Origin of the sequence: Nocardiopsis baichengensis YIM 90130, assembly GCF_000341205.1 — a bacterium.
Taxonomy (GTDB): domain Bacteria; phylum Actinomycetota; class Actinomycetes; order Streptosporangiales; family Streptosporangiaceae; genus Nocardiopsis_A; species Nocardiopsis_A halophila.
In genome coordinates this window covers 98381-125348 of sequence record NZ_ANAS01000031.1, presented here as the reverse complement: position 1 = coordinate 125348, position 26968 = coordinate 98381, and the positions used below count along the sequence as shown (strand labels likewise).

20 protein-coding genes are annotated in these 26968 nt (G+C 73.9%); 9 read left to right on the top strand and 11 right to left on the bottom strand.

All coding sequences use genetic code 11. The annotated features are described in order from the left end of the window. Positions 1-18 precede the first annotated feature (18 nt). Positions 19-2454 carry a HelD family protein gene (locus tag C892_RS0122285; protein ID WP_239647484.1) on the top strand — a complete coding sequence of 812 codons (2436 nt, stop codon included), beginning with the start codon at positions 19-21 and terminating at the stop codon, positions 2452-2454. A 188-nt stretch (positions 2455-2642) separates the two neighbouring features. Continuing rightward, positions 2643-3230, top strand: coding sequence for a histidine phosphatase family protein (locus tag C892_RS0122280; RefSeq protein WP_017558987.1), 588 nt, complete (start codon positions 2643-2645; stop codon positions 3228-3230). A gap of 30 nt (positions 3231-3260) precedes the next feature. On the opposite strand, the gene C892_RS0122275 is transcribed toward C892_RS0122280, so the two are convergent. The 3 genes from C892_RS0122275 to C892_RS0122265 all read right to left on the bottom strand — a co-directional run bounded on the left by C892_RS0122275 (position 3261) and on the right by C892_RS0122265 (position 7826). After that, entirely contained in the window at positions 3261-4139 is an 879-nt protein-coding gene (locus C892_RS0122275; RefSeq protein WP_017558986.1) for a hypothetical protein, read from the bottom strand. Continuing rightward, on the bottom strand, positions 4136-5614 hold the full coding sequence (locus C892_RS0122270) for an acyl-CoA thioester hydrolase/BAAT C-terminal domain-containing protein (RefSeq protein WP_239647483.1): 1479 nt from the start codon (positions 5612-5614) through the stop codon (positions 4136-4138). Before C892_RS0122270 ends, C892_RS0122275 begins: the two co-directional genes overlap by 4 nt. 283 nt (positions 5615-5897) lie before the next feature. Beyond that, on the bottom strand, positions 5898-7826 hold the full coding sequence (locus C892_RS0122265) for a tetratricopeptide repeat protein (RefSeq protein ID WP_161631997.1): 1929 nt from the start codon (positions 7824-7826) through the stop codon (positions 5898-5900). 209 nt (positions 7827-8035) lie between these two features. Here C892_RS0122265 and C892_RS0122260 point away from each other — a divergent pair, with 209 nt between their 5' ends. Continuing rightward, on the top strand, positions 8036-8314 hold the full coding sequence (locus tag C892_RS0122260; protein WP_017539250.1) for a DUF2277 domain-containing protein: 279 nt from the start codon (positions 8036-8038) through the stop codon (positions 8312-8314). Positions 8315-8491: 177 nt separating this feature from the next. Here C892_RS0122260 and C892_RS0122255 read toward each other — a convergent pair whose 3' ends face one another. Further along, positions 8492-9103, bottom strand: a complete 612-nt coding sequence (locus C892_RS0122255) for a TetR/AcrR family transcriptional regulator (protein ID WP_017558984.1) — start codon at positions 9101-9103, stop codon at positions 8492-8494. Positions 9104-9162: 59 nt separating this feature from the next. Next, positions 9163-9933 carry a hypothetical protein gene (locus C892_RS0122250; RefSeq protein WP_017558983.1) on the bottom strand — a complete coding sequence of 257 codons (771 nt, stop codon included), beginning with the start codon at positions 9931-9933 and terminating at the stop codon, positions 9163-9165. Between the two features lie 292 nt (positions 9934-10225). On the opposite strand from C892_RS0122250, the gene C892_RS0122245 reads away from it, so the two are divergent. Both C892_RS0122245 and C892_RS0122240 read left to right on the top strand, forming a co-directional pair. Then, the gene (locus C892_RS0122245; protein ID WP_040685550.1) at positions 10226-11434 is read left to right on the top strand and encodes a sensor histidine kinase; all 1209 of its coding nucleotides are present in this window, start codon (positions 10226-10228) and stop codon (positions 11432-11434) included. Continuing rightward, positions 11422-12060, top strand: a complete 639-nt coding sequence (locus C892_RS0122240) for a LuxR C-terminal-related transcriptional regulator (RefSeq protein ID WP_017539254.1) — start codon at positions 11422-11424, stop codon at positions 12058-12060. Before C892_RS0122245 ends, C892_RS0122240 begins: the two co-directional genes overlap by 13 nt. A gap of 42 nt (positions 12061-12102) precedes the next feature. On the opposite strand, the gene C892_RS0122235 is transcribed toward C892_RS0122240, so the two are convergent. Together C892_RS0122235 and C892_RS0122230 are read right to left on the bottom strand one after the other, a co-directional pair. Further along, positions 12103-12954 carry an SAM-dependent methyltransferase gene (locus C892_RS0122235; RefSeq protein ID WP_017558981.1) on the bottom strand — a complete coding sequence of 284 codons (852 nt, stop codon included), beginning with the start codon at positions 12952-12954 and terminating at the stop codon, positions 12103-12105. Between the two features lie 102 nt (positions 12955-13056). Further along, positions 13057-14232, bottom strand: a complete 1176-nt coding sequence (locus C892_RS0122230; RefSeq protein ID WP_017558980.1) for an acyltransferase — start codon at positions 14230-14232, stop codon at positions 13057-13059. Positions 14233-14654: 422 nt separating this feature from the next. On the opposite strand from C892_RS0122230, the gene C892_RS30135 reads away from it, so the two are divergent. Then, positions 14655-17744, top strand: coding sequence for a serine/threonine-protein kinase (locus C892_RS30135; protein ID WP_051060587.1), 3090 nt, complete (start codon positions 14655-14657; stop codon positions 17742-17744). Positions 17745-17989: 245 nt separating this feature from the next. On the opposite strand, the gene C892_RS0122220 is transcribed toward C892_RS30135, so the two are convergent. Continuing rightward, the gene (locus C892_RS0122220; protein WP_017558979.1) at positions 17990-19222 is read right to left on the bottom strand and encodes an acyl-CoA dehydrogenase family protein; all 1233 of its coding nucleotides are present in this window, start codon (positions 19220-19222) and stop codon (positions 17990-17992) included. A gap of 254 nt (positions 19223-19476) precedes the next feature. Then, a complete protein-coding gene (locus tag C892_RS0122215) occupies positions 19477-20913 on the bottom strand; it encodes a type II toxin-antitoxin system RelB family anti-toxin (protein WP_017539259.1) in 1437 nt (478 codons plus the stop codon). Between the two features lie 214 nt (positions 20914-21127). Here C892_RS0122215 and aceA point away from each other — a divergent pair, with 214 nt between their 5' ends. Next, positions 21128-22426, top strand: coding sequence for an isocitrate lyase (gene aceA, locus C892_RS0122210; protein ID WP_017539260.1), 1299 nt, complete (start codon positions 21128-21130; stop codon positions 22424-22426). 198 nt (positions 22427-22624) lie between these two features. Next, complete coding sequence (locus C892_RS0122205; RefSeq protein ID WP_017558978.1) at positions 22625-23500, top strand: CPBP family intramembrane glutamic endopeptidase; 876 nt, start codon at positions 22625-22627, stop codon at positions 23498-23500. 26 nt (positions 23501-23526) lie between these two features. Here the strand turns inward: C892_RS0122205 and C892_RS0122200 are convergent, their stop codons facing one another. Then, positions 23527-24801, bottom strand: coding sequence for an MFS transporter (locus C892_RS0122200; protein ID WP_017558977.1), 1275 nt, complete (start codon positions 24799-24801; stop codon positions 23527-23529). A gap of 155 nt (positions 24802-24956) precedes the next feature. Between C892_RS0122200 and C892_RS0122195 the strand changes: the two genes are divergently transcribed. Further along, positions 24957-25631 carry a FadR/GntR family transcriptional regulator gene (locus C892_RS0122195; protein ID WP_017558976.1) on the top strand — a complete coding sequence of 225 codons (675 nt, stop codon included), beginning with the start codon at positions 24957-24959 and terminating at the stop codon, positions 25629-25631. 585 nt (positions 25632-26216) lie between these two features. On the opposite strand, the gene C892_RS0122190 is transcribed toward C892_RS0122195, so the two are convergent. Further along, positions 26217-26891 (bottom strand): RraA family protein, encoded by a 675-nt coding sequence (locus C892_RS0122190; RefSeq protein ID WP_239647482.1) that lies wholly within the window; start codon positions 26889-26891, stop codon positions 26217-26219. Between the last annotated feature and the right edge of the window lie 77 nt (positions 26892-26968).

The following is a 26968-nucleotide window of genomic DNA, read 5'->3' as shown; positions in this document are numbered from 1 at the left end:
ATGGAGAGTACCAAGGCAATGGAGCAGAGTCAAAGCGCGGGCCACAACCCCCTCGCCGTGTCAATCCACGGCGAGCAGGAGTACGTCTCGGCGCTCTACGGCCACCTCGACGCCGAGCGCGCACACGTGCGGGACGCCTTCCTGCGCGCCCAGCGCAACGGCGCGGGCGGCCACGGCGCGCTCATGGACCGGGAGGCGAGCGTCGACGAGCAGGCGCGCCGGCTCACCCGGCTCGAGGCGGTCGAGGAAGGGCTGTGCTTCGGCCGCGTCGACCTGCGCGGGGACGGCCGCTCCCCCGGCGAGCGGCTGTACATCGGGCGCATCGGGCTGCGCGACGGCGACCGCGAGGTCGCCCTGGTGGACTGGCGCGCCCCGGCGGCGCGCCCCTTCTACTCCGCGACCCCGAGCGCCCCCGACGGCCTGGCCCGCAGGCGGCACCTGTACACCCGGCGCCGGACGGTGGTCGGCCTCGACGACGAGGTCTTCGATCTGGAGGGGCTGAGCGAGGACGACCGGCAGGGCCTGGTGGGCGAGGCCGCGCTGATGGCCTCGCTGCGGGCCGGCCGGACGGGCCGCATGCACGACATCGTCGCCACCATCCAGAGCGAGCAGGACCGGGTGATCCGCTCGTCCCTGCAGGGCGCCCTGGTGGTCCAGGGCGGCCCGGGCACCGGTAAGACCGTGGCCGCCCTGCACCGGGCCGCGTTCCTGCTGTACACCCATCGCGACCTACTGGAGCGGCGCGGCGTGCTGGTGGTGGGCCCCAACCCGGTCTTCCTGCGCTACATCGGCCAGGTGCTCCCCTCGCTGGGCGAGACCGACGTGGTGATGACGACGCTCGGCGGGCTGTACCCGGGAGTGCGGGCCGAAGGGGCCGAGGGGCACCGCACCGCCGCCGTCAAAGGTTCGCTGAGAATGGCGACGCTCGTCGAGGCCGCGGTGCGCGAGCGCCAGCGCGTGCCCGAGGGCGGCCTGTACATCACCGCCTCGGGCACGGATCTGTTCGTCTCCGAGGACACCTGCCGTTCCGTGCGGGACCGGGCGCGCGAGCTGGGGGTGAAGCACAACGCGGCGCGGACCTTCTTCGTCAGCGAGATGCTCACGGCCCTCGCCCAGGACCAGCACGACGTGCTGGAGCACTCGATCCGCGAGGCCGAGGAGGCGGCCGCCTGGGACGGCGCCTTCGCCGGCGTCCCCGAGATGGAGGACCCCGACGCCCCGCTGTGGACGGACGAGGACCTGCAGTCGGCAAGGGAGACCCTGTGGGAGGAGCCCGAGGTGCACAGAGCGCTCGGCGCACTGTGGCCGGACCTGTCCCCTGAGGCGCTGATCGGTGAGCTCTTGAGCGACGGGGACAGACTGGCCGCGGCGGCCCGCGAGGCCGAACGCCTCTCCCCCGCCGACGCCCTGTCCGGCGAGGACCTCGACGCGTTACTGCGCCCTGAGGGGAGCCCGTGGACCGTGGGCGATGTCCCACTCCTGGACGAGGCGGCCGAGCTTCTGGGCGACGACGGCTCGGTCCGCCGCGCCCGGCAGCGGGAGGAGGCCCGGCGCCGGGCCGAGGCGGAGCGCTACGCCCAGGGGGTCCTGGAGGTCACCGGCCTGTCCGAGCAGAGGACGGCCGACGGCGACCTGGTCGTGGACGCGAACACGCTCTTCGAGCGCAACAGGTACGACGGCCCCGAGCGCACCACCGCAGAGCGCGCTGCGGAGGATCGCACCTGGGCTTATGGACACGTGATCGTGGACGAGGCCCAGGAGCTGTCGGAGATGGCCTGGCGGACCGTCATGCGGCGCATCCCCACGCGCTCGCTCACCGTCGTGGGCGACGTGGCCCAGACCGGAAGCGCGGCCGGGGCGTCCTCGTGGTCGTCGATGCTGGAGCGGCACGTCGGCGGCGGCCTCCACGAGGAGCGGCTGCTGGTCAACTACCGGACCCCCGCGGCGATCATGGAGGTGGCCGCCGCGGTCCTCAAGGAGGTGGCGCCGGACCAGGAGCCGCCGGAGTCGGTGCGCGAGGGCGACGAGCCGCCGCGGGCGGTGCGGGTCGCCCCCGGGGAGTGGGAGGAGCGGCTGCCCTCCCTCGCACGCCAGGAGGTGCGGACCGTGCAGACCGCCGAGGGCGGCGAGCACGGCGACCCCGAAGGGGTGGCCGGCCGCGTGGCGGTGATCGTCCCCGACGCCCGCCACGGCGCCGTCGCGGCACTGCTGCCCGAAGCCGAGTCCCAGGCCTCGCCCGAGGTTCTGGACGCCCCGGTGGCGGTGCTCACCTGTGCCCAGGCCAAGGGGCTGGAGTTCGACTCGGTGGTGGTGGCCGCGCCGGACGAGATCCTGGACCAGTCGCCGCAGGGCGGGCGCGACCTGTACGTGGCGATCACGCGCGCCACGCGGCGGCTGACCGTGCTCCACGAGGCCGGCCTGCCGACAATGCTCGCGGGGCTGGACGGGGCCTGAGGCTCCGGATGCGGACGGCCGGAGCGGGCGCGGGCGCCGGTCGACGGGCGGATCGCGGGCGTTCGGCCCGGGGTGCGGCGCCGGTCGACGGGGCGTAACCCCGGTCGGGCAGCATGCGTGGTCCAGCGCCGCTCCCCGGCCGGGCGGAGGGGCACAGCGGCGGCAGGAACGAACCGACGGGGAACCACGTGACCGACAGCACCACCGTTCACCTGCTCCGGCACGGGCAGAGCGCCTTCAACGCGATCTACGACCGGACCGGCCGCGACCCGCTCATCGTCGATCCGGAGCTGACCCCCTTGGGCGTCTCCCAGGCGGCCGAGGCGGCGGCCGGTGTCCGGCGCCTCGCCCCCGACCTGGTGGTCACCTCCCCCCTCACCCGGGCGCTCCAGACGGCCCTCGGGGCGGCGGGCGGTCTGGGCGTGCCCATCGTCGTGGAGGCGCTGCACCGCGAGCACCTGGGCAACACCTGCGACATCGGCCGCCCGCCCCGGACCCTGGCCGAGGAATTCCCGTCCCTGGACTTCGGCCACCTTCCCGAGACGTGGTGGTACACGGGCCGCACCGATGAACGCGGCGTCGCCGTCGAGCCCGAGGCGGTCCTCCAGGAGCGCGTCGCGGCCTTCACGGAGTGGCTGGCGCACAGGACCGAGCGGTCCGTGCGGTCGGTGCGCTCCGTCCTGGTCGTGGGCCATGCGGAGTTCTTCGGGCGCCTCGGGCACCCGGGGATGCGCAACGGCGAGATCCGCGAATGGCGGGTCCCGGCGAAGGCCTGAGCAGCCTCACTGCGAGCCGCCTCCCCTGAGTCACCGGCCTTTGTTCCCGCCCGCCGGTCCCTCCCCCGTCTCCTCAGCTCCCCCGACGGAGGAGGGACCGGCTCCCCGCGCGCGCTGCGCGCGCCGGGCCACGGCGACCACCGGCCACTCCAGGAGTCCGGCCAGCAGGGCGGCGGCGAGGTAGGCGGGCCACATCTGCAGCGCGATCTGTGCGGGCGTCCCGGGGATCACGGTGAGCGTGTCCACGGCGGCCACCGCGGTCCCCGCCAGCAGGACGAGGACCGGCAGGACACGACCGGGCCGCGCCAGCAACAGGCCCGCCAGAGCGTACGCGAACCCGTACCCGGGGAGCCCCCAGACCAGCAGCCAGACGGGAGGCTCGGCGGGGAGGAGGGCGGTGGCCACCGCCGCCGCGGCACCGGCCCCAAGGCCGAGGGAGAGCAGCAGGGCGCGCCCCCAGCGCGGACGATCGCCCTCCCGGCCCAGGCGGGCCTGGGCGGCCCACACGATCACGACGCCGAGCAGCAGGACCGGCCATGTCGCGACGAGCAGGGCCAGCCACGGCGTGCCGTCGGTGTAGCGCTCCCCTGCGACCACCACCTGGCGCGGGGGCCACACCAGTTCGGCGGCCAGCGCCGCCGCACCGGTCACCCCGATGAGGGCAGCGGGCAGTCGCCTCTGAGAGCGGAGCGCGTGCGCCGCCAGGCCACAGGCGGCCGCCAGACCGATCGCTGCGGGAACCAGCCCGAGCGCGGCTTCGAGACCGTCGCGCGGGGGCGGGTAGCCGAGGACGAGCGCGGTTCCCCCGACTGCCGCGACGAAGGCGGATCCGTACAGCGCGGAGGCGAGGACGGCCCCTGCACGCGGGCCGACGGCTGTGCGCGCGGGGCGCGGGTCCGTCGCCGTCACGTTCCCTCCCCTTCCTGTCCGGGCGTCCCGTCTCCGGTCGGCTCCTCCGCCTGTTCATCTGGCTCCGGCTCCGGTCCTCCCTCCGGCGCCTCCCCCGATCCCTCCTTCAGCGCCTCTTTGAAGAAGGCGACCGACCTGGTGAAAGTGTCTTCCACGGCCTCGGCATTGGCGGCCGGGTCGCCGCCGAGGTCCATCAGGGCGATGTCGGGGATGAGGGGGGCGGCGGTGGAGTAGGTGGAGGGCAGGTTCGGGACGCCCATGATGAGGTGGCCGGCCTCGGGGTGGACGACCCGCTCGCTGGGGAGTCCGGCGGCGTCCCGGCGTTCCTCCCCTTCGTCGGCCAGCCAGTGCGGCCACAACGCGTCCTGGGCGCCGGAGATGATCAGCACCGGGCCGTCGATGCGCTCGGTGGGAATGGTGGCCGCCTCCCGCTCCTGAGGCGTGGCCTGCTCCACCGCATTCTCCGCGCTCCAGTCCAGCCTCCACGGACGACCGAGGAACCCGGGCGCGGTGTCCTGCAGCGACATCGCCTGCGTCGGCGCAAGGTAGGGGAGGTCGTTCCCGTCGAGCGACCAGGAACCGCTCGCCGCCCCCGCTCCGGTCGGCCCCGGGGGCGCGTGGAAGACGTAGCTGGAACCGACCACGGACACCGCCGCATTCACGCGCCGGTCGTGCGCCCCGACGAGGAGGGCCAGCTCGCCCCCTTTGGAGGCCCCCATGACACCGATTCCCTCCCCGGAGACGTCGGGGTGTCCGCTCAGCAGGTCGACCGCGTCGAACGTGTACTCCAGAGGGATGGACTCGAGGGTCTCGGGGACGCCTTCCTCACCGAAGTAGGCGATGCTCAGGACCGCAAGGCCGTGGCTCGCCATGAGAGCGGCGAGGGGCGGACTCGCCCGTCCGCCCTCCGAGCCTCCGAGGAGGAGGACGCCCGGGTGCGGGCCGGGGCGCGGCGGGAGGTAGAGGTCTCCTACGACGCCTTGGTCGTCGGTGCGTTCGGTGCGCACTCCGGGGGCGTGGAGCAGCCGCACGAATTCTTCCTCGGCCACCGTCCGGCCGCCCACGTCCACCCCGAAGGTGTAGGCGAGCTCGGGTTCCTCCCCCGGCACCGGGACCGGAGAACGGACGGGCTCGCCGTCGGGCAGGCGCAGCGAGCGCAGAAGGCCTTCAGCGTCGGCGTCGTCGTAGGTCCCCGCCTCGGGGGCCTGGGACGCCGGATCGACACGCCCTTCCTCGTCGCTGGTGAAAGAGGCCCATGAGGCCCAGTCCCTCCCCTGAGGGTCGGTGGCGTGGAGCCAGAGGACGGCCTCTTCCCCGGGCGGCAGGTCCTCGACGAGGAATTCGGCCGGCGCATCGATCAGCGCCCCCTCCGGCCCGGTGCGCACGTCCGGTTCGGGGCCCTGGCCCGTCGTGCACGCTGTCAGGAGGAGTGCGCCGGGTGCCGCTGCCGCCGCCGCGCGCGCCCATCGCCGCATACCGCCGTTCCCTTCCGCCTCGGGCTCTGCCTCGGACTCCGGCCGGGTCGCGAGTGTTCCGCCTCTCGCACCGGAAGGGTCAAGCGACGCCCGGTTGAAACGGCGCACGGGCCCGAGTGCAATGCAGCCTCGCGTCGATCCTCTGTCGGAGGCCGGTGAGCGACAAGGGGCCCCGTCGGACATTCGGTGGCCGGACCTGGCAGGGGCGGCCGCCAGCTCTGAGGGGGCGGCCACGATGGGATGTACGGGCCGGCGAAAGCGGCGGCCATCGCGGCTCCGGCGGCTAGATCCTCACGTAGCGCGAGGCCTTCTTCATGGTCCACCCCGCGAACGTGATCGCGACCTTCGCCGGGTAGCGGGCCGTTCCCATCTTGGCGACCCACTTCTCGGCGCCCCGCACATGCCGCGTGAACGGCTGGTCTGCCCCGAGGGACCCCTCGCACCGCTCGGCCAGCCGGCCCAGGTCGGCCCTCGCGCCGGAGAATTCCCCCCTCATCGCGCGGGCGAGCGCCAGGTCGAACCGGGCAGCGAGGACCAGGTAGTGCTCCTCTCCGAAGCCCCGCACCTGCCGCTCCCGGATACGGCGGTACACGTCCTCCGCTTCCTCGTCCTGGTAGGCCGCCTTCAGGATGCCGCCCAGCAGCGCCTCGCTGCGCAGGGTGTCCGGGTGGTCGGGTCCGAGGTCCTCCCCCTGGTCGGCCGCCACGGCCTTGATGGTCCCGACGGCCTCGGGCCACCTGCCCCTGCGGACGGTCACCCACGCCAGGGCCGTCCACGCGCGGTACCACACGCGGAGGTGGTCGTCGCTCACGGACCGCTCCGAAGGTGGAGCGGGATCGATCGCCTCGGTCCGCTTCATCCGCCGGAGGACCCGGTCGACCGTGTCCTCCGCCTGCCGCGCCCTGCGCCGCCCCGGCGTCTCCAGCGCCACGAGCCCTCTGCCGACGTCCGCGCGCAGCAGGACACCGGGAACCCCCGCGTAGCGGTCGGCGATCCTCGTGAACGCCTCCCATTCCTGCTCCACCTCATGCCCGGACCAGAAGTCGAGCGCCTCCAGCGCGAGGGCGGACGCCTGCCCGTCGCGCATGTCGCACCGCAACGCCGCCCCCAGCCCGGGGCTGATCGCCACGCGGGCGTCGGGACCGGTGCCGAGCACGGTGACGAGGCCGCGCTCCTCCAGGAATTCGGCCGGCGAGAAATCGAGCCGCCCGGCCACCGACGGGGAATCGCGGTCCGGCCTGTGCACCACGGCGCACCAGCGCCGGGGAACTCCCCCCTTCACCCGGTCCGCCTCCACCGCGGCCAGCAGCTGCAGGACCTCCTGGTGCCTGCCTGCCGCAGGCTCACCGGTGAGGCCGTCCAGGCGCCTCCACCATTGGGCCGGCCCCTCCGGCCGGTGCTCCCCCTCCGCGAGCCCCGAGGCGACCGCGTGCAGGCGCTTGGGAAGCCCGCGGCACGCGCGGACGGCGGCCTCCAGGGCCCGGCCCTCGGCGGCGTCGCGCGGCGGTACGCGCTCGTGCAGGAAGGCATAGGCCGCCCCCGGGGCGAGGGGGTCGACGGTGTGCCGCCGGGCGCCCTCCACGGCCCTGGCCGCCCCGGAGCGCCCCGTCAGGAGCACACGGCAGGCGCCGCCCAGGTGCTCCCAGCCTCTCGCCGCCGCCTCTTCCGCCCCGTTGCCCTGCGGGCCGCCGTCGGCGTCGTCGATGACGATGAGCACAGGGGCCCCGTGGTCCCCGATCACCTCCCGGGCCCAGGCGATCCCGTCGGCAGGCGCCCCCCGCAGGAGCTTCGCCGCCTTCTCGCCCGTGTGGCCACGCAGGCGGCACGCGACTCCGAGCAACCCGTGCAGCCGCTGCCGGGGCCTGATCCAGTACACCTGCCATCCGAGTTCCCGGCGGACCCTGCCGGCCACGGAGGCGGCCGCGGCGGAGGCCCCCGCCCCCGCGGGCCCGTGCAGCAGGTGCGCCCCCGGTTCCTCCCTGAGGGCCTGGACGACGCGCTCGATGAGCCCGTCGCGATGGACGAGGCCTCGTTCGGAGACAGGCGGCGAGACGTCGATGTACGGAAGCCCTCCGTCCGGCCCCAAGGTGCCGAAACGCTCGCCGCCGTAGAAGTGCATCCCTCCGGAAACGCTTCCGATCTGGAATGACTGCCCCTCGTTCGCGCCCACGTGATTTCCCGCGTGATTGCGCACGTCCTCCGGTTCGGGCATCAACGCCTCCTGGGTCGTCGGCGACTCGGCACGCTCAGAGGACCGACGCTAAGGCCTCCGGGGGACGGACGGACACTGATCAGGAAATCGATCCGGTACGCGCCGGGAGAAGGCCCCACCACCTCTCGCGCCCCTCAGATTCCGGCACTCAGAGGGCATCGGCTCGGCGCTCATGGAATTCCGTCACAGGTGAGGCGTAGCGTCACGGTATGTGCCGCAACATTCGCCGGCTGCACAACATGGAGCCGCCGGTCACCGACGAAGAGATCAGAGCCGCCGCTGTGCAGTACGTACGCAAGGTGAGCGGCTCGACCGCGCCCTCGGCCCGGAACGAGGAGGTGTTCGAGGCGGCGGTGGAGGCGGTCGCCGCAGCCACCGCAGAGCTCTTGGAGGGGCTCACCACCTCCGCGCCGCCGCGTTCACGCGAGGAAGAGGCGCGCAAGCGCAGGGAGCGCTACCAGAAGCGGTTCGAGGCCGCCACGGAGTGAGTCCCCGCGCGAAGGGACCGGCCGGCTCAAGCGGCCCGAGCCACGGGCCCTCCGGGCCAGAGCCGTGTGCCGACCTGCCCGGTTCTCAGAGAAGCCATGCCGCTGAGGCAGGAACCGGCGCGCGCCGCGAAGTGCCCGGCGCCACCGCCCTGACGGAGGAGGTCGCCTCCTCCCCGTTCATGGAGAGGAGGAGGTCAGCGCCCCCACCACCGCGTCGGTGAGGTCGTCGATCACCACCTCGTCGGCGACCTCCGGGTTCTCCAGCAGCCACTCCCCTGCCGCCTGGACCATTCCGACCACCGAGTGGGCCACGATCTGCGCCCTCAGCGGTTCGAGGACGTGCCCCTCGGAGACCAGCATTCCGGCCAGCTCCTCGCCCAGGCGCCGCACCATCATCCCGACGTCGCCGCGGGTCTTCGGGTCCTCGGAGGTGGCACGGTCCATCAGGAAGCGGTACAGGTTCAGGTTCCTGCGGATCATCTGCAGGTAGGCCCCGACCGTGGCGCGCGCCCGGAGCCGCAGGGTCTCCCCGCCGTGCAGCTCGGCCCGGATGCGCTCGATAAGCGGGTCGACGTGCCGCTCGGCCAGCGACCGGTAGAGCCCGCCCTTGTCGCCGAAGTGCCGGTACAGGATCGGCTTGCTGATGCCGGCCTCGGCGGCGATGGCGGACATGGGCGCGTCGGGGCCGTCGCGCTGGATCACCCGGTCGGCGGCGTCGAGGATCGCGCGCCGCCGCTCCGGGTCGCGCCCGCGCGCGGGCCGGGTCTGCTGTGCGGGTCGTAGGGCCACACCGCACGAGTGTAAAGCGCGCGGGCGCGGTGCTCTGCTGTGCTCAGGCCGCGCTGTGCTCAGGCCGCGCCGAAGTCCTTGGGGTCGATGACGATCCATGTCGCCTCGGCGCTCGCGATGCGCGCGCCCTCGTGGTCGAAGAGCGCGGTGGCGGTGAAGACCTTCCGCCCCTCGGAGCGCAGGAAGCGCCCCACGACGACGTGCGGGCTGCCGACCTCGGGCACGCGGTCCACGGCGGCGGTCATCCGCCCCAGCACCATGGGGCGCTGGTCGACGTCACTGGCCCAGCCGCCGGGGCAGTCGAGGGCCGCCCAGGCCGCTTCGGGGCCCGTGGTGCGCGGGTCGGTCCCCGCCAGGGAGGCGTCGGGCGTCCAGGGGGCGGCGACGAGCGAGCCGTCGGAGCCGGGGACCGGGCCGGCCAGCACCCGCAGGCCGTCGCCGTCGGCACGGTCGGGGCCGCAGACGAAGCAGGCGGAGAACGGGTGGCCGCCGAAGCCGCGGAAGGCCTGCCGCGCCTCCTCGGCGGTCTCGGGGGCGACCGGGAGCAGGTCGGTGGCGGGCGCCTCGGCGGGCCGGGCCTCGGCCACCAGGGTCTCGCCGTCCATGAGCCGCAGCGGAGTACCGGCTCCTGCGGGGACGACCTCCATGGGCGTCTCCAGCGGCGGGGGTGTGCGCAGGGTGACCTGCACGGCGGGGCTGCCCACGCGGCGGGCGAGCAGCCCGGCGAGGTAGCCGCCGTTGGCGGAGCCGGGCGGGCCGTTGAAGCGGCGCCCGACGGTCAGCTTTTCAGAGGCCTCATTGCCCGTGGAAACGCTCATGGTCACCCACATTAGGATGTGGGCCCCAAGGCGCCTGCCTCCGGGGGCCGCGTGCGCATCGCCGCCGTCACGGGCCTGCATCGGAACCGGTGGGCGGCGGCTGAGGGCTGCTGGGCGGCGGCGGGCGGCCGCCTCAGGGGTCCTGAAGCGAGCGGCGGAAGTGGAGCGCACGACACCGACACGGCCCCTCGCGTCCGAAAGAATCGTCGCCATGAACGCCACTCCCCCTCTGTCCCCTCCCACCGAGGCCTCCTCCGCGGAGAGGCCCGACGAAGAGCGACCGGCCGGCCGTCTGGCCACCGGCATGCGCTCGCTGCTCTTCCTGGTCGTCGCCCTTCCGTGGGCCATGGCGGCGCTCCTGGTGCCCGCGCTACTCCTCGTAGGATTCGTCACCGTTCCCATCGCCGGCCTGGGACTGCTGCTGGTCCCCGCGCTACTCCTCGGGCTGCGCCGATGGGCCGAGCTGGAAAGGCGGCGGGTCGGGCGCTTCCTCGGCGAGGAGATCGAGGTCCGCTACCGCGCGCTCCCCCGAGGAAGGCTCGCGGCCTTCAAGACGGTCCTCTCCGACCCTCAGACGATCCGGGACCTGCGCTGGGTCGCGACGATGATCCTTCCCGGACTGCCCTTCGGCCTGCTCGGCCTCATCGGCCTGGTGGGGCTTCCGGCGACCGCGGTGGAGACGCTGCTGTGGTGGGCACTGCCAACGGCGTCGCTGACCATGCTCGGGACCGCGGTGACGTCCTGGCCGCTCGCGCTGACCCTGGGTCCGGCACAGCTCGCCCTGGTCGTGCTGCTGCTCTTGGCCGCGTCCCCGGCGGCGCGTCTGCACGCCCGCCTGTCGGCGCGGATGCTGGCGCCCTCGCGGGAAGCTCGTCTGGCCGAACGCGTCGAGACCCTGAGCCGGACGCGGGAGGGCGCGCTGGACGCGCACGCCTCCGAGCTGAGGCGCATCGAGCGCGACCTGCACGACGGGACGCAGGCGCGCCTGGTGGCCCTGGCGATGCGCCTGGGTCTGGCGCAGAAGGTCATCGGGGACGACCCGCAGGCGGCGGCCCGCCTGCTGTCCGAGGCGCAGAGCGGCGCCGAGGAGGCGATGACCGAGCTCAGGACGGTGGTGCGCTCCATCTATCCGCCGGTGCTGGCCGACCGCGGGCTCTCCGGCGCGGTGTCGGCGCTGGCCGCGGGCGCGCCGGTGCCCGTGGGGGTGGAGGCCTCCTCCCTGGGCGACCTCCCGGCGGCGGTGGAGTCCACGGCCTACTTCGTGGTGGCCGAGGCGCTGACCAACGTGGCGCGCCACTCCGGCGCCGCCGGGGCGCAGGTGGAGCTGGCCCGGGACGGGGCGGCCCTGGTGGTGCGGGTGCGCGACGACGGGCGCGGCGGCGTGGACGAGAGGCGCGGGACCGGGGTGGCCGGGATGCGGCGCCGGGTGGCGGCCCTGGACGGGTCCATCGCGGTCTCCAGCCCCGAGGGCGGGCCGACGCGGGTGGAGGCGGTACTGCCGTGCGGGTCGTGATCGTCGAGGACAACGCGGTGCTGATGGAGGGGCTGGACCTACTGCTGCGGGCGTCGGGCTTCGAGGTCGCCGCGAAGGCCTCCGAGCCGGAGGCGTTCCTGGAGGCGGTGCGCGCGCACCGGCCGGAGGCGGCGGTGGTCGACGTCCGGCTGCCGCCCTCGTTCACCGACGAGGGGCTGCAGGCGGCGCTGGCCGCGCGCGCGGAGCTGCCGGGCCTGCCCGTGCTGGTCTTCTCGCAGTACGTGGAGCAGGTGTACGCGCGCGAGCTGCTGGCCGACGGGGAGGGCGGCGTGGGCTACCTGCTCAAGGACCGGGTGTCGCGGGTCGACGACTTCCTGGACGCGCTGCGGAGGGTGGCCGCCGGCGGAACCGTCATCGACCCCGAGGCGGTGGCCCAGCTGCTGGCGCGGCGCACCGACCCGCTGGAGCGGCTCACCCCGCGCGAGCGCGAGGTGCTGGGACTGATGGCCGAGGGGCTGGGCAACCGGGAGATCGCCGATCGGCTGGTGGTCACCGAACGCGCGGTGCTCAAGCACATCGGAAACATCTTCACCAAGCTGGACCTGGGCCCGGACGACGGCGGGCACCGCCGTGTCCGGGCCGTGCTGGCCTACCTCGGATCCTGAGCCTGCCGGGGGCGGGCGTTCGGGCGCCCTCCCCGGCGCTCTTCAGGGCTTGTAGGCGATCGCGCCCATGAGGATGCGCTGGTGGGGTTCGAGGTCCTCGACCGCGGGCACTTCGGCGTCCGGGTCCTCGGGGTACCAGCGCTCAAGGAAGTCCAGGCCCGGCGGGACCAGGGGCAGGCCGAGGAAGTGCTCGCGGATGCGCTCGGGCGTGCGGATCCAGCCGTTGCCCAGGCTCTCCAGGCCGGCCCGCTCCATGGCCTTCTGCAGGTCCTCGCCGGTGTCGACGAAGTCGGTGATGAACAGGTGGCTCCCCGAGGGCATGGCGTCGAGCAGGGTGCGGATCCACTCGTCGGGAAGCTCGTCGTCGTGGAAGTGCATGAGCAGCCCGACCACCATGAGGGCGATGGGGCGGTCGAAGTCCAGGAGCGCGCGCACGTCGGGGTTGTCGAGGATCTCCTGGGGGTTGCGGAAGTCGGCGGTGACCACGGTCGTGGTGTTGTTCTCGGCGAGCAGGGCCCTGCCGTGCGCCAGGACGATGGGGTCGTTGTCGACGTAGACCACGCGCGCGTTGGGGTTGATCTCCTGGGCGGCCTGGTGGGTGTTCTTGACGGTGGGCAGCCCGCTGCCGATGTCCAGGAACTGGTCGAGGCCGGCGGTGCGCGCGAGGTACTGCACGCCGCGGACGAGCGCGGCGCGGTTGTCCACGGCGCACTGGCTCGCGAGCGGGACGTACTTGACATAGAGGGCGGCGCCGTCGCGGTCGACCTGGAAGTTGTCCTTCCCTCCCAGGAGCGCGTCGTACACGCGGGCGATGGTCGGCTCCGTGGTCTGGATCTGAGGCGGACTCGTCGGCGCCCAGTCGGAGGCCTTCGGGTTTCCGTCGGTGTCGGTCATCGGCGGTGCCCTTACCTGGTCGGGGGGAGGGGACAGTTCGGCGTCATCGTACGTCGCGGCTGTGATGCGTACCACCGATTCGGGGATTCGGGCCGACCGCACCTAGAGAACCGTGCGCGCCATTGGGAGGCGCCGCAGCACTTCGACCACGGCGAGGCTGACCACGAGGGTCGCCGCGGCGTAGCCGGTGGCCGCCGCAATGGCCAGGGGCCCTTGGGCCGGCATGCCGAGGAGGTCCCTCAGGGAGAACAGCACCATCACGTGCACCAGGTAGACGCCGAAGCTGGGGGCAGCGGCCCAGCGCGCACCGCGCGCCAGGAGCCCGGCCGCCGGGCGGGCGGACGAGGCCAGGCGCAGGCCGGCCTCCCTGAGGACCAGGAAGGCCCCTGCGGAGGCGAGGACGACCGGAGGCGAGAGGAAGTCGAAGACGTAGTCGGCCCCGGTCCCCCACTCCCCGGCCAGACCGGCCGCCACGCCGGCCCCGACCGCCGCGGCAGCGCTCCCGGTGATCAGGAGGGTGAGCCCCAGGCGCAGCGCGCGGGCGCCGGGCCCGGTGTGGAAGAGCAGCCACCCCAGCACGTAGTAGCCGACGAACGGGAGGAAGCGGTCGACGGCGGTGGTGCCGCCGACGCCGTCGATCACCCCGAGGGCCTGGTTCGCGGCGCCCAGGGCGACGGCGATGCCGGCGAACCACCACAGGGCGTTGCGCGAGGAGGCGGAGACGAGCGTGCGCAGGAAGGGCGTGAAGAGGTAGAGGCCCGCGATGACGTAGAGGAAGTACAGGTGGATGCCGGGAGAGCCGGAGGCGGCCTGCACGGCGGCCTCGGCCAGTGTCAGGCCTGAGCGCCACATCTCCCAGCCCAGGTAGGCCACGGTCCACACGAGCAGCGGGGGGCCGATGCGCAGCCAGCGCTTGCGGTAGAAGTCCGCGGACGGCTCGTCCCTGCGGCCCAGGAGCAGGGCGCCGCTGATCATGATGAACAGCGGCACGCACCAGCGGAGCGCGGCGTCCGCGGCCGTGGCCGTCCACCACGAGGTGCTGCCCTGATCCGCGTAGACCTCGGTGACCAGCGGCGAGTAGGCGTGGACGAGCACGACGGCGACCATCGCCGCCACCCGGGCGAGGTCGATCCAGGCGGTGGACGGCGCGGGGTGCGGACGGGACGGCCCGCCGGGGTCCGCGGTCGGCGCGGGGGCCGCACGGCCCCCGTCCGCCGCACCGGCGCCGGAGGCGGGAGCGGAGGCGGCGGGCGCTGCGCGGATCTCGTCGACGTCCATGTCCAACCGATATCAGACCGTTACATAAAGAACGCGTCAACCCCGCCGACCGGGCCGCCCGGTCCGGCACCCCGGTCCGCCCTCCCGCGTGAAGGGGGCGACCGAACATGGCCGGAGCCGCCGCGCTCCCCTTCCCCGCCGCCCTCGCCGAGGCCCACTGGAGGAGCTGCGCCGGAACGAGGAGCGCTTCGTCCGCTCGGCCGAGAGCTTCCCGGTGTCCTGGTGAGCGCCGGTCCGGCCGCCGCCCGGGCTCTGCGCAGCCGCTCTTCCGTGCAGCCGCTCTTCCGTGCACACACGCGCCGGCCGCGGCGCGCGGGGACGCCGGCGCCCGGGGCGGAGCGGATCGCCCGATTCGGATCGGTCGTCCCGCTTCGGTATAACCGGTGGTGACGAAACCCCCACCGAAAAGGGAAGACCGGCGCATGTCCGACGCCCCCCACGCCCGAATAGCGCCGCTGAAGGCCGACGATCCCGCCGAGATCGGCGCCTTCCGCCTCATGGGGCGGCTCGGCGCCGGCGGCATGGGCGTCGTCTACATGGGCCGCGACCGGGCGGGGCTTCCGGCCGCGGTCAAGACGGTGCGCTCCGAGTACGCCGCCGACCCCGGCTACCGCTCCCGCTTCGCACGCGAGGTCGACCTCGCCCGCCGGGTCCGCGGCCGCTGCGTCGCGCCGGTGCTGGACGCCGACACCGGCGCCGCGCACCCCTGGGTCGCCGTCTCCTACGTCTCCGGGCCCACGCTGCGCACCTACATCGCCGAGAACGGTCCGCCGTCCGGCGGCGCCCTGGTCGCCTTCGCCGTCGGGCTGGCCGAGGCGCTGGCCGCGATCCACCGCGAGGGGATCGTCCACCGCGACCTCAAGCCGGACAACATCATCCTCGCCCCGGACGGCCCCAAGGTCCTCGACTTCGGCATCGCCCAGGCGCTCGACGAGTCCTCCATGACCCACACCGACATGGTCGTGGGCACCCCCGGCTGGATCAGCCCCGAGCGCTACGCCGGAGAGAGGGCCGGGCCCGCCTCCGACATGTTCTGCTGGGGCGAGCTGGTCGCCTACGCCGCCAGCGGCCGCCCGCCCTACGGGGCGGGGCCGGTCGAGGTCCTGCGCTACCGCACGGTCAACGAGGACCCCGACGGCGCGGCCGAGGAGCTGCCCGGCGCCCTCGCCGGACCCGTGGCCGCCGCCCTGAGCCGGGACCCCGCCGAGCGCCCCGACGCGCTCGACGTGCTGGCCGCCGTCACCGGCGAGTCGCGCATCCCTGACGACGACGGCCACGAGCACGCCACGCGGGTGGCGACGCGGGTCATCGACGCCGACTGGTCCCTCCCGGTCGCCGACGACTCGGCCGACCTGCCCAGCACCCCGCTGCGCACCACCGGCGGGGTCCGCCCGATCACCTTCGCCGGGGTGGCCGTGCACGCCCCCGCGGACCTGGCCGCGCTGTTCCACCGGCACCCCGGGCGCACCGAGGACTGGCTGCGCCGCGACGGCGCGGCCCGGCTGCGGGGCTGGCTGGAGGAGGTGGGCGACACCGCCTACGACCGCGACCACCTCACCGGCATCCTCAGCGCCGAGCAGGCCGCCATCGCCGCCACCGCGTTCATCGCCGCCTTCCGCCCCGGCGACCGCCCCTCCTACCGCGGCCGCGACGCGGGCATCGAGGGGCTGCACGCCCTCGCCGAGCAGGGGCCCGAGGGCCACGGACTGCTCGCCGAGATCGTCATCAACGAGATCTCCCTGATCACCGCCGCCCACCGGTGCGGCCACCCCGCCTGCGGGCGGCGCTGCACCCGGCTGGAGAACGTCGGCCTGCACGCCCGCACCGTCATCGACGGCGCGCTGCTCAAGGCCGACGCGCTGGGCATGCGCGCCGGGCCGGCCGAGCGCAACCGGGCCGTGGCCCTGGCCGTCGGCGTGATCGACTCCTCCGCCCGGCCGGACGCCTCCGGCGACGTCCGCGCCGACGTGCGCCGCGAGGCGCTGCGCGGGTGGCCGGGCATCGTCCTGCCGTGGTGGCGGAGGCTGCTGTCCGAGGCCGCGGCCGCCGATCCGGGCACCGACGAGGGGCGCGCCCTGCTGGTCGCGGCCCGGCTGCTCGCCCCGGCCGCGCGCCGGGCCTCGGGCGCCGAGTGGCGGCGCCGCGCGAACCCGCTGCCGGTGCTGCGCGAGCGCGCCCGCAACGGTGCCCTGCGGGCCTTCGTCCAGGTCCTGGTCTTCTGGTGGCTGATGCTGACCATGCAGGCCATGGTGCACGCCCTCGCCGATGGGGTCCCCGCCTCGCACCCGTCGCTGGCGGTCGAGACCCCGTTCGGCGGGACCTTCGCCCTGCAGATGCAGATCTGGCCGGTGGCCGCCGCGGCCGCCCTGCCGGTCGCCCTGGCCCCGGCCTGGCGGCGGCTGGGCGCGTTCGTGTTCGGCACCGCTCTGCTGACGCTGATGCACACCGCCTCGGTGTTCATGGACGGGTTCCCGCTGCCGCTGTTCACCGCGGCGGCGCCCGCGGTCGGGGCCGCCGACGGGATCGGCGCCTTCCCCACCGCCCTGGCCGCCGGGGTCTTCCTCGGCGGGACGGCGACACTGGCCTTCTTCATCTGGACCCTGGCCGCCCTGGTGGCGGCAGGGCCGATGACCGCCCCCGTCCCGCTGCTGCCCAACGCCCGCCCATGGGTGCGCACCGCGGCGGCCCTCGCCGGCCTGACCGCGGTCGTGTGGCTGGCCCTGTGGTCGGTCTTCCTGCTCACCGCCGGGTGGACCACCGCCGCGGACGGCGCACCGCCCTCGGAGATCCGCGAGCCGGAGGCCATGGCGCTGTTCACGCTGCTGCCCTTCGCCGCGGCGGCGGTCGGCGGGCTCGCCTACGCGCTGTGGCGGTGGACCGGCGGCCACCTGCTCTGGATCGGCACCGCGGCGGTGGCGCTGTTCCTGCCCGGTGCGCTCCCGGCGGAGGGCATGCCCGCCTTCCCCTGGGCCGGCTCCCTGACCGAGGGCCTCGTCGCCGACGGCCCCGAGAACAGCGCGTGGACGGCACTGTTCGTCCTGCTCCCCGCCTCCTACCTCGCCGGGGCCCGGCTCAGCGAGCGCCTGCGCTACCGCAGGCCCCGCAGCACCGCCTACGGCGCCCCGTACCGGGCGGCGCACCCCTACGGCGGCCCGGCACCGCAGCCCTGGTACGGAACCGGTCCGGTCGCGGCACCGGTCCCCGGCCACCCGGTCGGCCCGCCTCCGATGTCCGCGCCGCCGATGACCCCACCGCCCATGGGCCCGCCGCCGACGGGCGCCCCCGAGGCCGCGCCCACCCGCGTCGCCCCGACCGGGGGCGAGGCGCCGACCCGGGTGACGCCGCCCGCGCCGGCGGAACCGCCCACACGGGTGGCACCGCCGGCCGGCGCGCCGGTGGAGCGGACCTCGCCGCCCCCGCCCGACGAAGCGCCCACCGAGGGACGCATCGAGGGGTCCGTAGAGGCGCCGACCGAGGTGACGCCCCGGGCGCCCGAGGACCCCCGGGGCTGATCCCGATCGGCCCTCTCGGCCCGGGGCGTCGAAAGGTGCGCCCCGCCGCTCCGGACAGCGGTGGCACACCGCCTCTCCCGATGACGGGACCGGAGGCGCCCACACAGGGGCTCCCCCGGCGAGCCCCGAAGAGCCCCGGTGAACCGGGAAAGGGGTGGGAAGGGCCCAGGCCCTTCCCACCCCTTCAACGTCTGCAGGCGCACGGAATCCGAACGCGGAGGGACCGCTTCAGAGCGGCCGAAACCTCACTTCACCGGCAGGCCCGTCACGGCGCGGCCGATGATGAGGCGCTGGATCTCGCTGGCGCCCTCGAAGATCGTGAAGATGGTCGCGTCGCGGTGCCACCGCTCCACGGGGTACTCCCGGGTGTAGCCGTTCCCGCCCAGGATGCGGATCGCGTTCTGCGTGACCCAGGTGGCCGTCTCGCTGGCGAAGAGCTTGCTCATCGACCCTTCCGCCTGGGCGAAGTCCTTGTCGTTGCGGGCCATCCAGGCCGCCCGCCACACCAGCAGCCGTGCGGCGTCGATGCGGGTGGCCATGTCCGCAAGGGTGAAGGCCACCGACTGGTTCTCCCCGATGGGGCGGCCGAACTGCTCGCGCTGGCCCGCGTAGTCGCGCGCGTACTCGTAGGCGGCGCGGGCGCATCCCACGGCCATGGCGCCCACGGTGGGGCGCGACGCCTCGAAGGTCTTCATCGCGGCCTGGCCGCCCGAGCGCCGCCCTTCGCGTGCGCGGGCGAGGCGCTCGTCGAGCTTCTCCTTTCCGCCCAGCAGGCACGAGCCCGGGACCCGGACGTCGTCCAGGATCACCTCGGCGGTGTGCGAGGCGCGGATGCCGTGCTTGGCGAACTTCTGCCCTTGCGAGAGCCCCGGGGTGCCCGGAGGGACGATGAAGCTGGCCTGCCCGCGCGAGCCCAGCTCGGGGTCGACCGAGGCGACGACCACGTGCACGTCGGCGATGCCGCCGTTGGTGGCCCAGGTCTTGGTGCCGTTGAGCACCCACTCGTCCTTGGCCTCGTCGTAGACGGCGCGGGTGCGGATGGCCGAGACGTCGCTGCCGGCGTCCGGCTCGGAGGAGCAGAACGCGCCGAGCTTGATGTCGTCGGCGGTGCCGAACATCTGCGGCACCCACTCGAACAGCTGCTCCTGGGTGCCGTTGCCGGCGACGGCCACCGCCGCCAGGCCGGTGCCGGTCAGCGACAGGGCGATGCCCGGGTCGCCCCAGTAGAGCTCCTCGAAGGCGGCGGGGATGCCCACCCCGCTGGGCTCCAGCCACTGGTTCGCGAAGAAGTCCAGCGAGTACAGGCCGATCTTGGCCGCCTCCTGCAGGATCGGCCACGGGGTCTCCTCGCGCTCGTCCCACTCGGCGGCGGCGGGGCGGATCACGTCGCGCGCGAAGCCGTGGACCCAGTCGCGGACGTCGCGGACGTCCTCGCCGAGCTCCATGCTGAACGCGGGGGCGCCTGCGGAATCGGTCATGTGCACACGTCCTTCGGTCGTCCCGGCGCGGGCCGGGAGACGGGAGTCGGGTCGGGGCGGGCACGGGCGGCGGAGGGCGCCGCCCACCCTGGTGTTACCGAAGGTAACACGCGGCCGGGGCACGCCGGAAGGGGACGGCGGCGGGCCGCGCCGGACGTTCCGACGATGCAGGGGGCCGCACATGGGCGCGGCCGGACTCCCTGTGCAGGGAGTCCGGCCGCGCCCATGCTTGCGTCGCACCTGCCGCGCCGCGTTCAGTCCGCCTCGTGGCGCTCCAGGAAGGTGTAGACGTCGGTCTCGTCCACGCCGGGGAAGGTCCCGGACGGCAGCGCCGACAGCACATGGGAGTGCGCGCGCGCCGACGGCCAGACGTTGCCCTCCCAGCGCGAGGCGAGGTCGGCCGGGGGCTGCACGCAGCACTCCCCCGACGGGCAGTTCGACTTGGTGCGGTTGGTGGTCTCCCTGCCCCGGAACCAGCGCGACTCCTTGTAGGGCACCCCCAGGGTGATCGCGAAGTTCCGCTCCCGGCTGGGGTCGACGTGGGCGACGCACCAGTGCGTGCCGTTGGGCTTGTCGGTGTACTGGTAGTAGATCGAGTACCGGTCCGGGGAGGCGAACACCTGGCGCCCCGACCAGTACCGGCACATGCGCTGGCCCTCGATCGCGCCGCTCTCGTCCGTGGGGAAGACGAGGCCGTCGTTCTCATAGGCCTTGTAGATGATGCCGGTCTCGTCGTTGCGGATGAAGTGGCAGACGAGGTCGAGGTGGCGGTTGGCCAGGTTGGTGAACCTGTGGGCCGCCATCTCGTAGGAGACGGAGAAGACGTCCCTGAGGTCCTCCACCGACAGGTCCCGCGCCTTCTTGGCCTCCTGGAGGTAGGGGACGACGGCGGTCTCGGGGATGAGGACGGCGGCCGCGTAGTAGTTGGCCTCCACCCTCTGTCTGAGGAAGTCGGCGTAGTCGCGGGGCTGCTGGTGCCCCAGGACGAAGTGCCCGAGGGTCTGCAGGAGGATCGTGCGGGGGCTGTGCATGCCCAGGGATTCGCGCTTGAGGTAGAGGCGGCGGTTGCGGGTGTCGGTCACCGACCGCACCGACCGGGGCAGGTCCTGCACGTAGCGCAGGGTGAACCCGTGGTGGGTGACGATCGACAGGATCTGCCCTTGGGAGAGCGCGCCCCCGCTGTACCCGACGGCGTCCAGCGTCTCCTGGGCCGCCTTCTCGATCCCCGCGAAGTAGTTGCCGCGCTCGCGCATCTGCCGGCGCAGGTCGGCGTTGGCGCGGCGCGCCTCCTCAGGGGTGGCCGTCGGCTTGACGCTGCGCCGGCGCAGCTCGTCGTAGAGGCCGACGATGTGTTCGAGCACGTCGTTGGGCACGCGCTTGCCGACCTTGAGGTGCGGCAGGTTGAGGCTCTGGTAGACCGGGTCGCGCTGGGCCTCCTCCAGGGCGATCTCCAGCTGCGCCCGGCGGCTGGGGGGCTGGCGGGAGAGCAGCTCCTCCACCGACACGCCCAGCGCCTGGGCCAGGGAGGTCAGCAGGGACAGCTTGGGCTCGCGCTTGCCGTTCTCCAGCAGGGAGAGCTGGGAGGGGGCCCGGCCCACGCGTTCACCCAGGTCGGCGAGGGTCATCCCGCGCGCGCGCCGCAGGTGGCGCAGCCGCTGGCCGAAGGTGACGAGATCCAGGTCACCCGGCAAAGACGGGATTTCTTCGGTACCAAAGTACGTCATGGGTTCATACTAAGGAAAGATTCTCAGATCTTCACACCGAATCGGCTCGAAAAACCCTGGAACTTTGCGAAGAATCGTAGGCACAGGCGGGGAACACACCGCCCCCGAGGGCCCACGGCCCGCGGGAGCGGGTCTCCAGCCGGTACGTCGTCCAGGGGAAAGAAGAAGGCGGGAAGATCACATGAGCATCACCGGCCGACAGCAGGAAGCCGCCGCGGCCCTCCAGCGGGAGTGGGACACCGACCCCCGCTGGGCCGGCATCGAGCGCACCTACTCCGCCGCCGACGTGGTCCGCCTGCGCGGGTCCGTCACCGAGGAGAACACCCTCGCCCGCCAGGGCGCCGAGCGGCTCTGGAAGCTGCTGCACTCTGAGGACTACGTGAACACCCTCGGCGCGCTCACCGGCAACCAGGCGGTCCAGCAGGTCCGCGCCGGGCTCAAGGCGATCTACCTGTCGGGCTGGCAGGTCGCCGCCGACGCCAACCAGGCCGGCCAGACCTACCCCGACCAGAGCCTGTACCCGGCCAACTCGGTGCCGCAGGTCGTCCGCCGGATCAACAACGCCCTGCTCCGCGCCGACCAGATCACCTGGGCCGAGGGCGACGACGACGCCCCGCACTGGCTCGCGCCGATCGTCGCCGACGCCGAGGCGGGCTTCGGCGGGGTGCTCAACGCCTACGAGCTGATGAAGGGCATGATCGCGGCCGGCGCCGCGGGCGTGCACTGGGAGGACCAGCTCGCCTCCGAGAAGAAGTGCGGCCACCTGGGCGGCAAGGTCCTCATCCCGACCGGCCAGCACGTCAAGACGCTGAACGCCGCCCGCCTGGCCGCCGACGTCGCCGGCGTCCCCTCGCTGGTCGTGGCGCGCACCGACGCCCAGGCCGCCACGCTGATCACCAGCGACGTGGACGAGCGCGACCGCGCCTTCATCACCGGCGAGCGCACCTCCGAGGGCTTCTACCGGGTCCGCAACGGCCTGGAGGCCTGCGTCGCCCGCGGCCTGGCCTACGCGCCCCACTCGGACCTGCTGTGGATGGAGACCTCCACCCCCGACCTGGAGGTCGCCCGCCAGTTCGCCGAGCGGATCAAGGCCGAGTACCCCGACCAGATGCTGGCCTACAACTGCTCGCCGTCCTTCAACTGGAAGAAGCACCTGGACGACGCGACCATCGCCAAGTTCCAGCGCGAGCTGGGCCACATGGGCTACAAGTTCCAGTTCATCACCCTGGCCGGCTTCCACAGCCTGAACCACTCGATGTTCGACCTGGCCAAGGGGTACGCCCAGGGCGGCATGAGCGCCTACGTCGAGCTCCAGGAGGCCGAGTTCGCCTCCGAGGCGGCCGGCTACACCGCCACCCGCCACCAGCGCGAGGTCGGCACCGGGTACTTCGACCTGATCTCCACGGCGATCAGCCCGGACGCCTCCACCACCGCGCTCACCGGCTCCACTGAAGAGGACCAGTTCTCAGCGGCTCACTGATACTGGCTCCTCGTCCCTGACGGGCCGTCCGCCCCGCTTTCGTGGCTGGGGCGCGGCGGGCGGGCCGTCCCCTCGCCGCCGGTCCCACGGCCTCGTGTCACCCGTGGGACCGGCGGCACCTTCATGCCGCCCCACGCCGCTCCCGACACCGCTCCCGCGCCGCCCGAGGGCGGGGGTCCGGCGGATCCCGGGCGTGCGATGATCGGCCCCATGTCCGAGTCCACCTCAGCGCCGCCTCCGCCTCCCCCTCCGGAGGAGGCCCGCTCCCCCGGCGCGGAGCGGGCGCGGCCGGCGCCCGCCCTGCCCGAGCCAGCACCGCTCACCCGCCGGATGATCGGCGGGGAGGTGGCCTGCGTGCTGGCGCTGTCCCTGGGCGCGGCCGCGGTGTCGGCGGTGATCTCCTTCACCGGCGCCCTGACCGCCCCGGGGTCGCTCTCCGACCAGACCGCCAGCCTGGTCGGGCCGCGCGCCGGGGCCGAGCGCCCCTGGCTGGACCTGTCCCGTCAGGCGGCCTCGCTGGTGTTCGCCTTCGCTCCGGTGGCCCTCGTGGTGTACCTGCTGCACCGCAGCCGCGAGTCCGCCGCCACGATCGGCTTCGACCTGCGCCGCCCCGGTACGGACCTGGCGGGCGGTGCGGCGCTGGCCGCGGCCATCGGATGCGGCGGCCTGGTGGTCTACCTGGTCTCCTGGCGCCTGGGGCTGACGGTCACCGTGGCGCCCAGTGCGCTGGAGCAGCACTGGTGGCAGTACCCGGTGCTGGTCCTGCAGGCCGTCAAGAACGGCGTGCTGGAGGAGGTCATCGTCGTCGGCTACCTGCTGCTGCGGTTCGAGCAGCTGGGCTGGTCGCCGGTGCGCGCCATCCTGTTCAGCTCCGTGCTGCGCGCCTTCTACCACCTCTACCAGGGTGTGGGGATGTTCTTCGGCAACCTGGTGATGGGGCTGGTGTTCTGCTGGGCCTACAGGCGCTGGGGCCGGGTGATGCCGCTCGTCGTCGCGCACTCCCTGATCGACATCGTCGCCTTCGCCGGGTCGGTCCTGCTGCTCGGAAAGGTGGACTGGCTTCCCGGCGCATGAGGACGCATGAGGGGCCGGGCGGCCGGCTAGGAGGCCGCCGCCGCCCGGTCGGCCGCGCGCGCGGCCTTGCGCTCCAGGGCGTCCTCCAGGAAGCGCGGGCGCCCCAGGAACATGCCGACGACCATGTTCCCGGTCACCAGGAGCCCCACCAGGGCCAGCGGAGCGTGCCAGCCGCCGGAGAGATCGTGCAGGAAGCCGAAGAGGAACGGGCCCACGCCGCCCATCAGGTAGCCCAGGCTCTGACTGGAGGCCGACATGGCCGCGGTGGCGGCCGAGGTGCGCGTGCGCACGGCGAAGAAGGTGAGCGCCAGGGTGAAGGTGCCCATACCCATGCCGATGAGCACGGTCCACAGCCACACGCCGCCGGTCGGGGCGATCCAGATGCCGGTCAGGCCGAGGGCGTAGCAGACGAAGAAGAACAGCACGTAGCCGCGGTGGTCGCGGGCCCGGGCCATCAGCCCCGGCAGCACCAGCGAGGTGGGCACCGCCAAGGCGGTCAGCAGCGACAGGGCCAGGCCCGCACTGCCGGCGCTCATGCCCTGGTCGCGCAGCATCTGGGCGTACCAGCCGAACATGATGTAGGCGACCGTGGACTGCGTACCGAAGAAGAGCACCGACTGCCATCCCATGGCCGTGCCCAGAACCGTGCGCAGCGACGTGGCCTGCGCGGGGTCCTGCCGGGCGGGCTCGTGGCGCAGCACCAGCACCCACGGGACGGCGGCGATGAGGCCGAAGACGGCGTACAGGCCCAGGGCGGTGCGCCAGCTCCCGGTGGCGCCGAACACCGGGACGGTGGCCGCGGCCGCCATGGTGGTGCCGGCCGCCAGCGCGGTGGTGTACAGGGTCGTCATCGCCCCGACACGGTCCGGGAAGTGCTGCTTGACCAGGGTCGGCAGGAGCACGTTGCCGACCGCGCCGCCGCTGAGGGCGATCGCGCTCAGCGCCAGGAAGGTCCAGGGGTCGTCGACCAGCACGCGCGCGGCCAGCCCGACGGTGAGCGCGCCCAGGGCGGCCACGAGCACGTGGTGCTCGCCGAAGCGGCGGATGAGTGCGGGCGTGGCGGCACCGAAGGCGGCGAAGCACAGCACCGGCAGGGTGGTCAGCACCCCGGCGAGCGTGGTGGACATGCCCAGCCCCGCGGACACCTCATCGAGCAGCGGCCCCACGCTGGTGATGGCGGTGCGCAGGTTGATCGCGGCCAGGGCGACCCCGGCGATCAGCAGCCAGGCGACGTGCCGGCGGCGGCCTCGGCCCGCCTCCGGTCCGCCCCCAAGGACGCGCTCGACTGTGGCGCTTGTCACACGCCCCCCTTATTCATAGGATGACAGGATCTACATCGACAGCGTAACGCATTCGCAGGGACGGCCTGTTCCCTGCTCGGCCTGGTCTAAGCTCCGGCCTTAACCGCCCCTCACGATGTGGCCCCCAAGGGCCGACACTCCTAGGAGGTAACCGCGTGCCCCTCGCCTCGACGCGCCGGACCGGCCTGGTCGACCAGGTCATCAGCCAGCTCAGAGCCCAGATCGACTCTGGCGAGTGGGGTGTCGGCGACCGCATCCCCACCGAGTCGGAACTCTCCGATCAACTGGAGGTGGGCCGCAACACCGTCAGGGAGGCGGTACGCGCCCTGGCCCACGCGGGACTTCTCGAGATCCGCCAGGGGGCGGGCACCTTCGTGCGCGCCTCCAGCGAGCTCGGGGGCGCGCTGCGGCGCCGCCTAGAGCGCTCGCGCATCCGCGAGAACCTGGAGGTGCGGCGCGCCCTGGAGATGGAGGCGGCGCGCCTGGCCGCGCTCCGGCGCACCGACGAGGACCTGGCCGACATCGACCGCGCCCTGGCCCTGCGCGACAGCGCATGGCGCGAGCGCGACATGTCCTCCTTCGTCGAGGCCGACTTCACCTTCCACCGGGCCGTGGTCAACGCCACCCACAACCCGCTGCTGATCGAGCTCTACGACGACATCGCCTCCGTCGTCTACGACAGCATCGCCCAGTCGGCCCTGCTCCAGGCCTCCCCGGAGGACCTCGACCACGCGCGGCTGGGAGAGGCCATCCGCGAGGGCGACCAGGCGCGCGCGCTGCGCGAGGCCGCCTGCTACCTGGACGAGCTCCTGGCCCGGGCGGACGACTGAGGGCGCGGGTTCCGCGCGCCGGCCGCGAGGCCCGCCTCACCGAGTGATCGGAGGAGGCGGGGTTCACGGTCGGCGCGCGGCCCCGCGCAGGACGGCGTTTGCAGGCGCGGGATCCCGTTTCCGCGCCCACCGGCTCAGTGCTCCCCGAGGTCCGGCTCGGAGGACCGAGCCGTTGGCCGGGGCCGCCCTCTCGGGGCACCGGCCACGGCGCGCCCTTGAGGCGCCGTTCGGGCTCTGGTGTGCGAGAAGCGTCCGGTGGCGCCGGAGACAGGCGTTCCGGTGACAGCACCGCGCCCCGAAAAGGCCCCGTGAATCCCTTCCTCGAAGCGGTACGCCCTTCCGCTTCGAGCTATGCAGGGACCGCCACGAGCGCCGGGGTCCGACCGGGCCGATGGGCCGGCACCGCTTCGGCGGCCGCGGCCGCCGTGAGCCGGTCTACGGGACCCGCGACGTCCATGCCGGGGCGGGGGCGCACACGTCGGTCGCCGGGGCGTCAGGGAGGAGCAGGGGGTCACCAGCGGCGTGCACACGCCGGCGACCGCCGGCGACCGCCGACCGGCGCTGAGGACCCGAGCGTCGGCGTGCTCAGCGCTCGGCCGCGGGGGCGGCCTCGAAGCGGCCGAGGCCGCCCTCCCAGCCGGCGACCCGGGTGGGGTCGAGGTCGAGCAGTTCGATGGTGCTCTCCCCCGCGCACACGGCCTCGACGAGTTCGCGGTCCATGGTGGCGGCCCGCAGTGCGTCGGCCACGATGTCCGCCGCCTTGCCCCTGGGCAGGCACACCACGCCGTCGTCGTCGGCGGCCACCCAGTCCCCGCGGCGGACCGTCACCGGAGCGGCGCCGGTGTTCAGGGTGATCTCGCGGCCCACCGCACCCCCGGACTCGTGGGAGGTCCCGCGCGGGGAGACCCCGGCGCTGACCACCGGAAGGCCGGTGCGGGCGATGGCGCCGATGTCGCGGACGCACCCGTCGATCACGATGCCGGCGACGCGGCGCATGCGCGCGGCGACGGCGAGGATCTCGTCGACGTAGCCGTACTCGGGGTCCGCGGAGGCGTCCACCACCAGCGCGCTCCCCGGGGCCGCCTGGGCGACCGCGGCGTGCAGCGCGAGGTTGTCACCGGGGGCGCAGCGGACCGGTAGGACCGTGGCCGCCAGCCCCTCCCCCGGCTGGACCGGGAAGAGGTGCGCCCCCAAGGGCAGGGCCCCGCTCCTGGTCAGCGCCGCCGTTCCGACCGCCGTCAAGGTATCCGCAAGCGCCACGTCGACCTCCCCGAATGCACCGCGCCTGAGCGGGCGCGCCGCGGCCGACCCGGAGGTCAGGCGGCGGCCCGATCCCC

What these genes read in the sequence shown, in the direction of transcription:
- aceA (WP_017539260.1), top strand. Translation starts at nt 21,128, where the DNA reads ATGAGCATCACCGGCCGACAGCAGGAAGCCGCCGCGGCCCTCCAGCGG.
- C892_RS0122235 (WP_017558981.1), bottom strand. Translation starts at nt 12,954, where the DNA reads ATGACCGACACCGACGGAAACCCGAAGGCCTCCGACTGGGCGCCGACG.
- C892_RS0122205 (WP_017558978.1), top strand. Translation starts at nt 22,625, where the DNA reads ATGATCGGCCCCATGTCCGAGTCCACCTCAGCGCCGCCTCCGCCTCCC.
- C892_RS30135 (WP_051060587.1), top strand. Translation starts at nt 14,655, where the DNA reads ATGTCCGACGCCCCCCACGCCCGAATAGCGCCGCTGAAGGCCGACGAT.
- C892_RS0122265 (WP_161631997.1), bottom strand. Translation starts at nt 7,826, where the DNA reads ATGCCCGAACCGGAGGACGTGCGCAATCACGCGGGAAATCACGTGGGC.
- C892_RS0122285 (WP_239647484.1), top strand. Translation starts at nt 19, where the DNA reads ATGGAGCAGAGTCAAAGCGCGGGCCACAACCCCCTCGCCGTGTCAATC.
- C892_RS0122230 (WP_017558980.1), bottom strand. Translation starts at nt 14,232, where the DNA reads ATGGACGTCGACGAGATCCGCGCAGCGCCCGCCGCCTCCGCTCCCGCC.
- C892_RS0122260 (WP_017539250.1), top strand. Translation starts at nt 8,036, where the DNA reads ATGTGCCGCAACATTCGCCGGCTGCACAACATGGAGCCGCCGGTCACC.
- C892_RS0122245 (WP_040685550.1), top strand. Translation starts at nt 10,226, where the DNA reads ATGCGCTCGCTGCTCTTCCTGGTCGTCGCCCTTCCGTGGGCCATGGCG.
- C892_RS0122250 (WP_017558983.1), bottom strand. Translation starts at nt 9,933, where the DNA reads ATGTGGGTGACCATGAGCGTTTCCACGGGCAATGAGGCCTCTGAAAAG.
- C892_RS0122220 (WP_017558979.1), bottom strand. Translation starts at nt 19,222, where the DNA reads ATGACCGATTCCGCAGGCGCCCCCGCGTTCAGCATGGAGCTCGGCGAG.
- C892_RS0122270 (WP_239647483.1), bottom strand. Translation starts at nt 5,614, where the DNA reads ATGCGGCGATGGGCGCGCGCGGCGGCGGCAGCGGCACCCGGCGCACTC.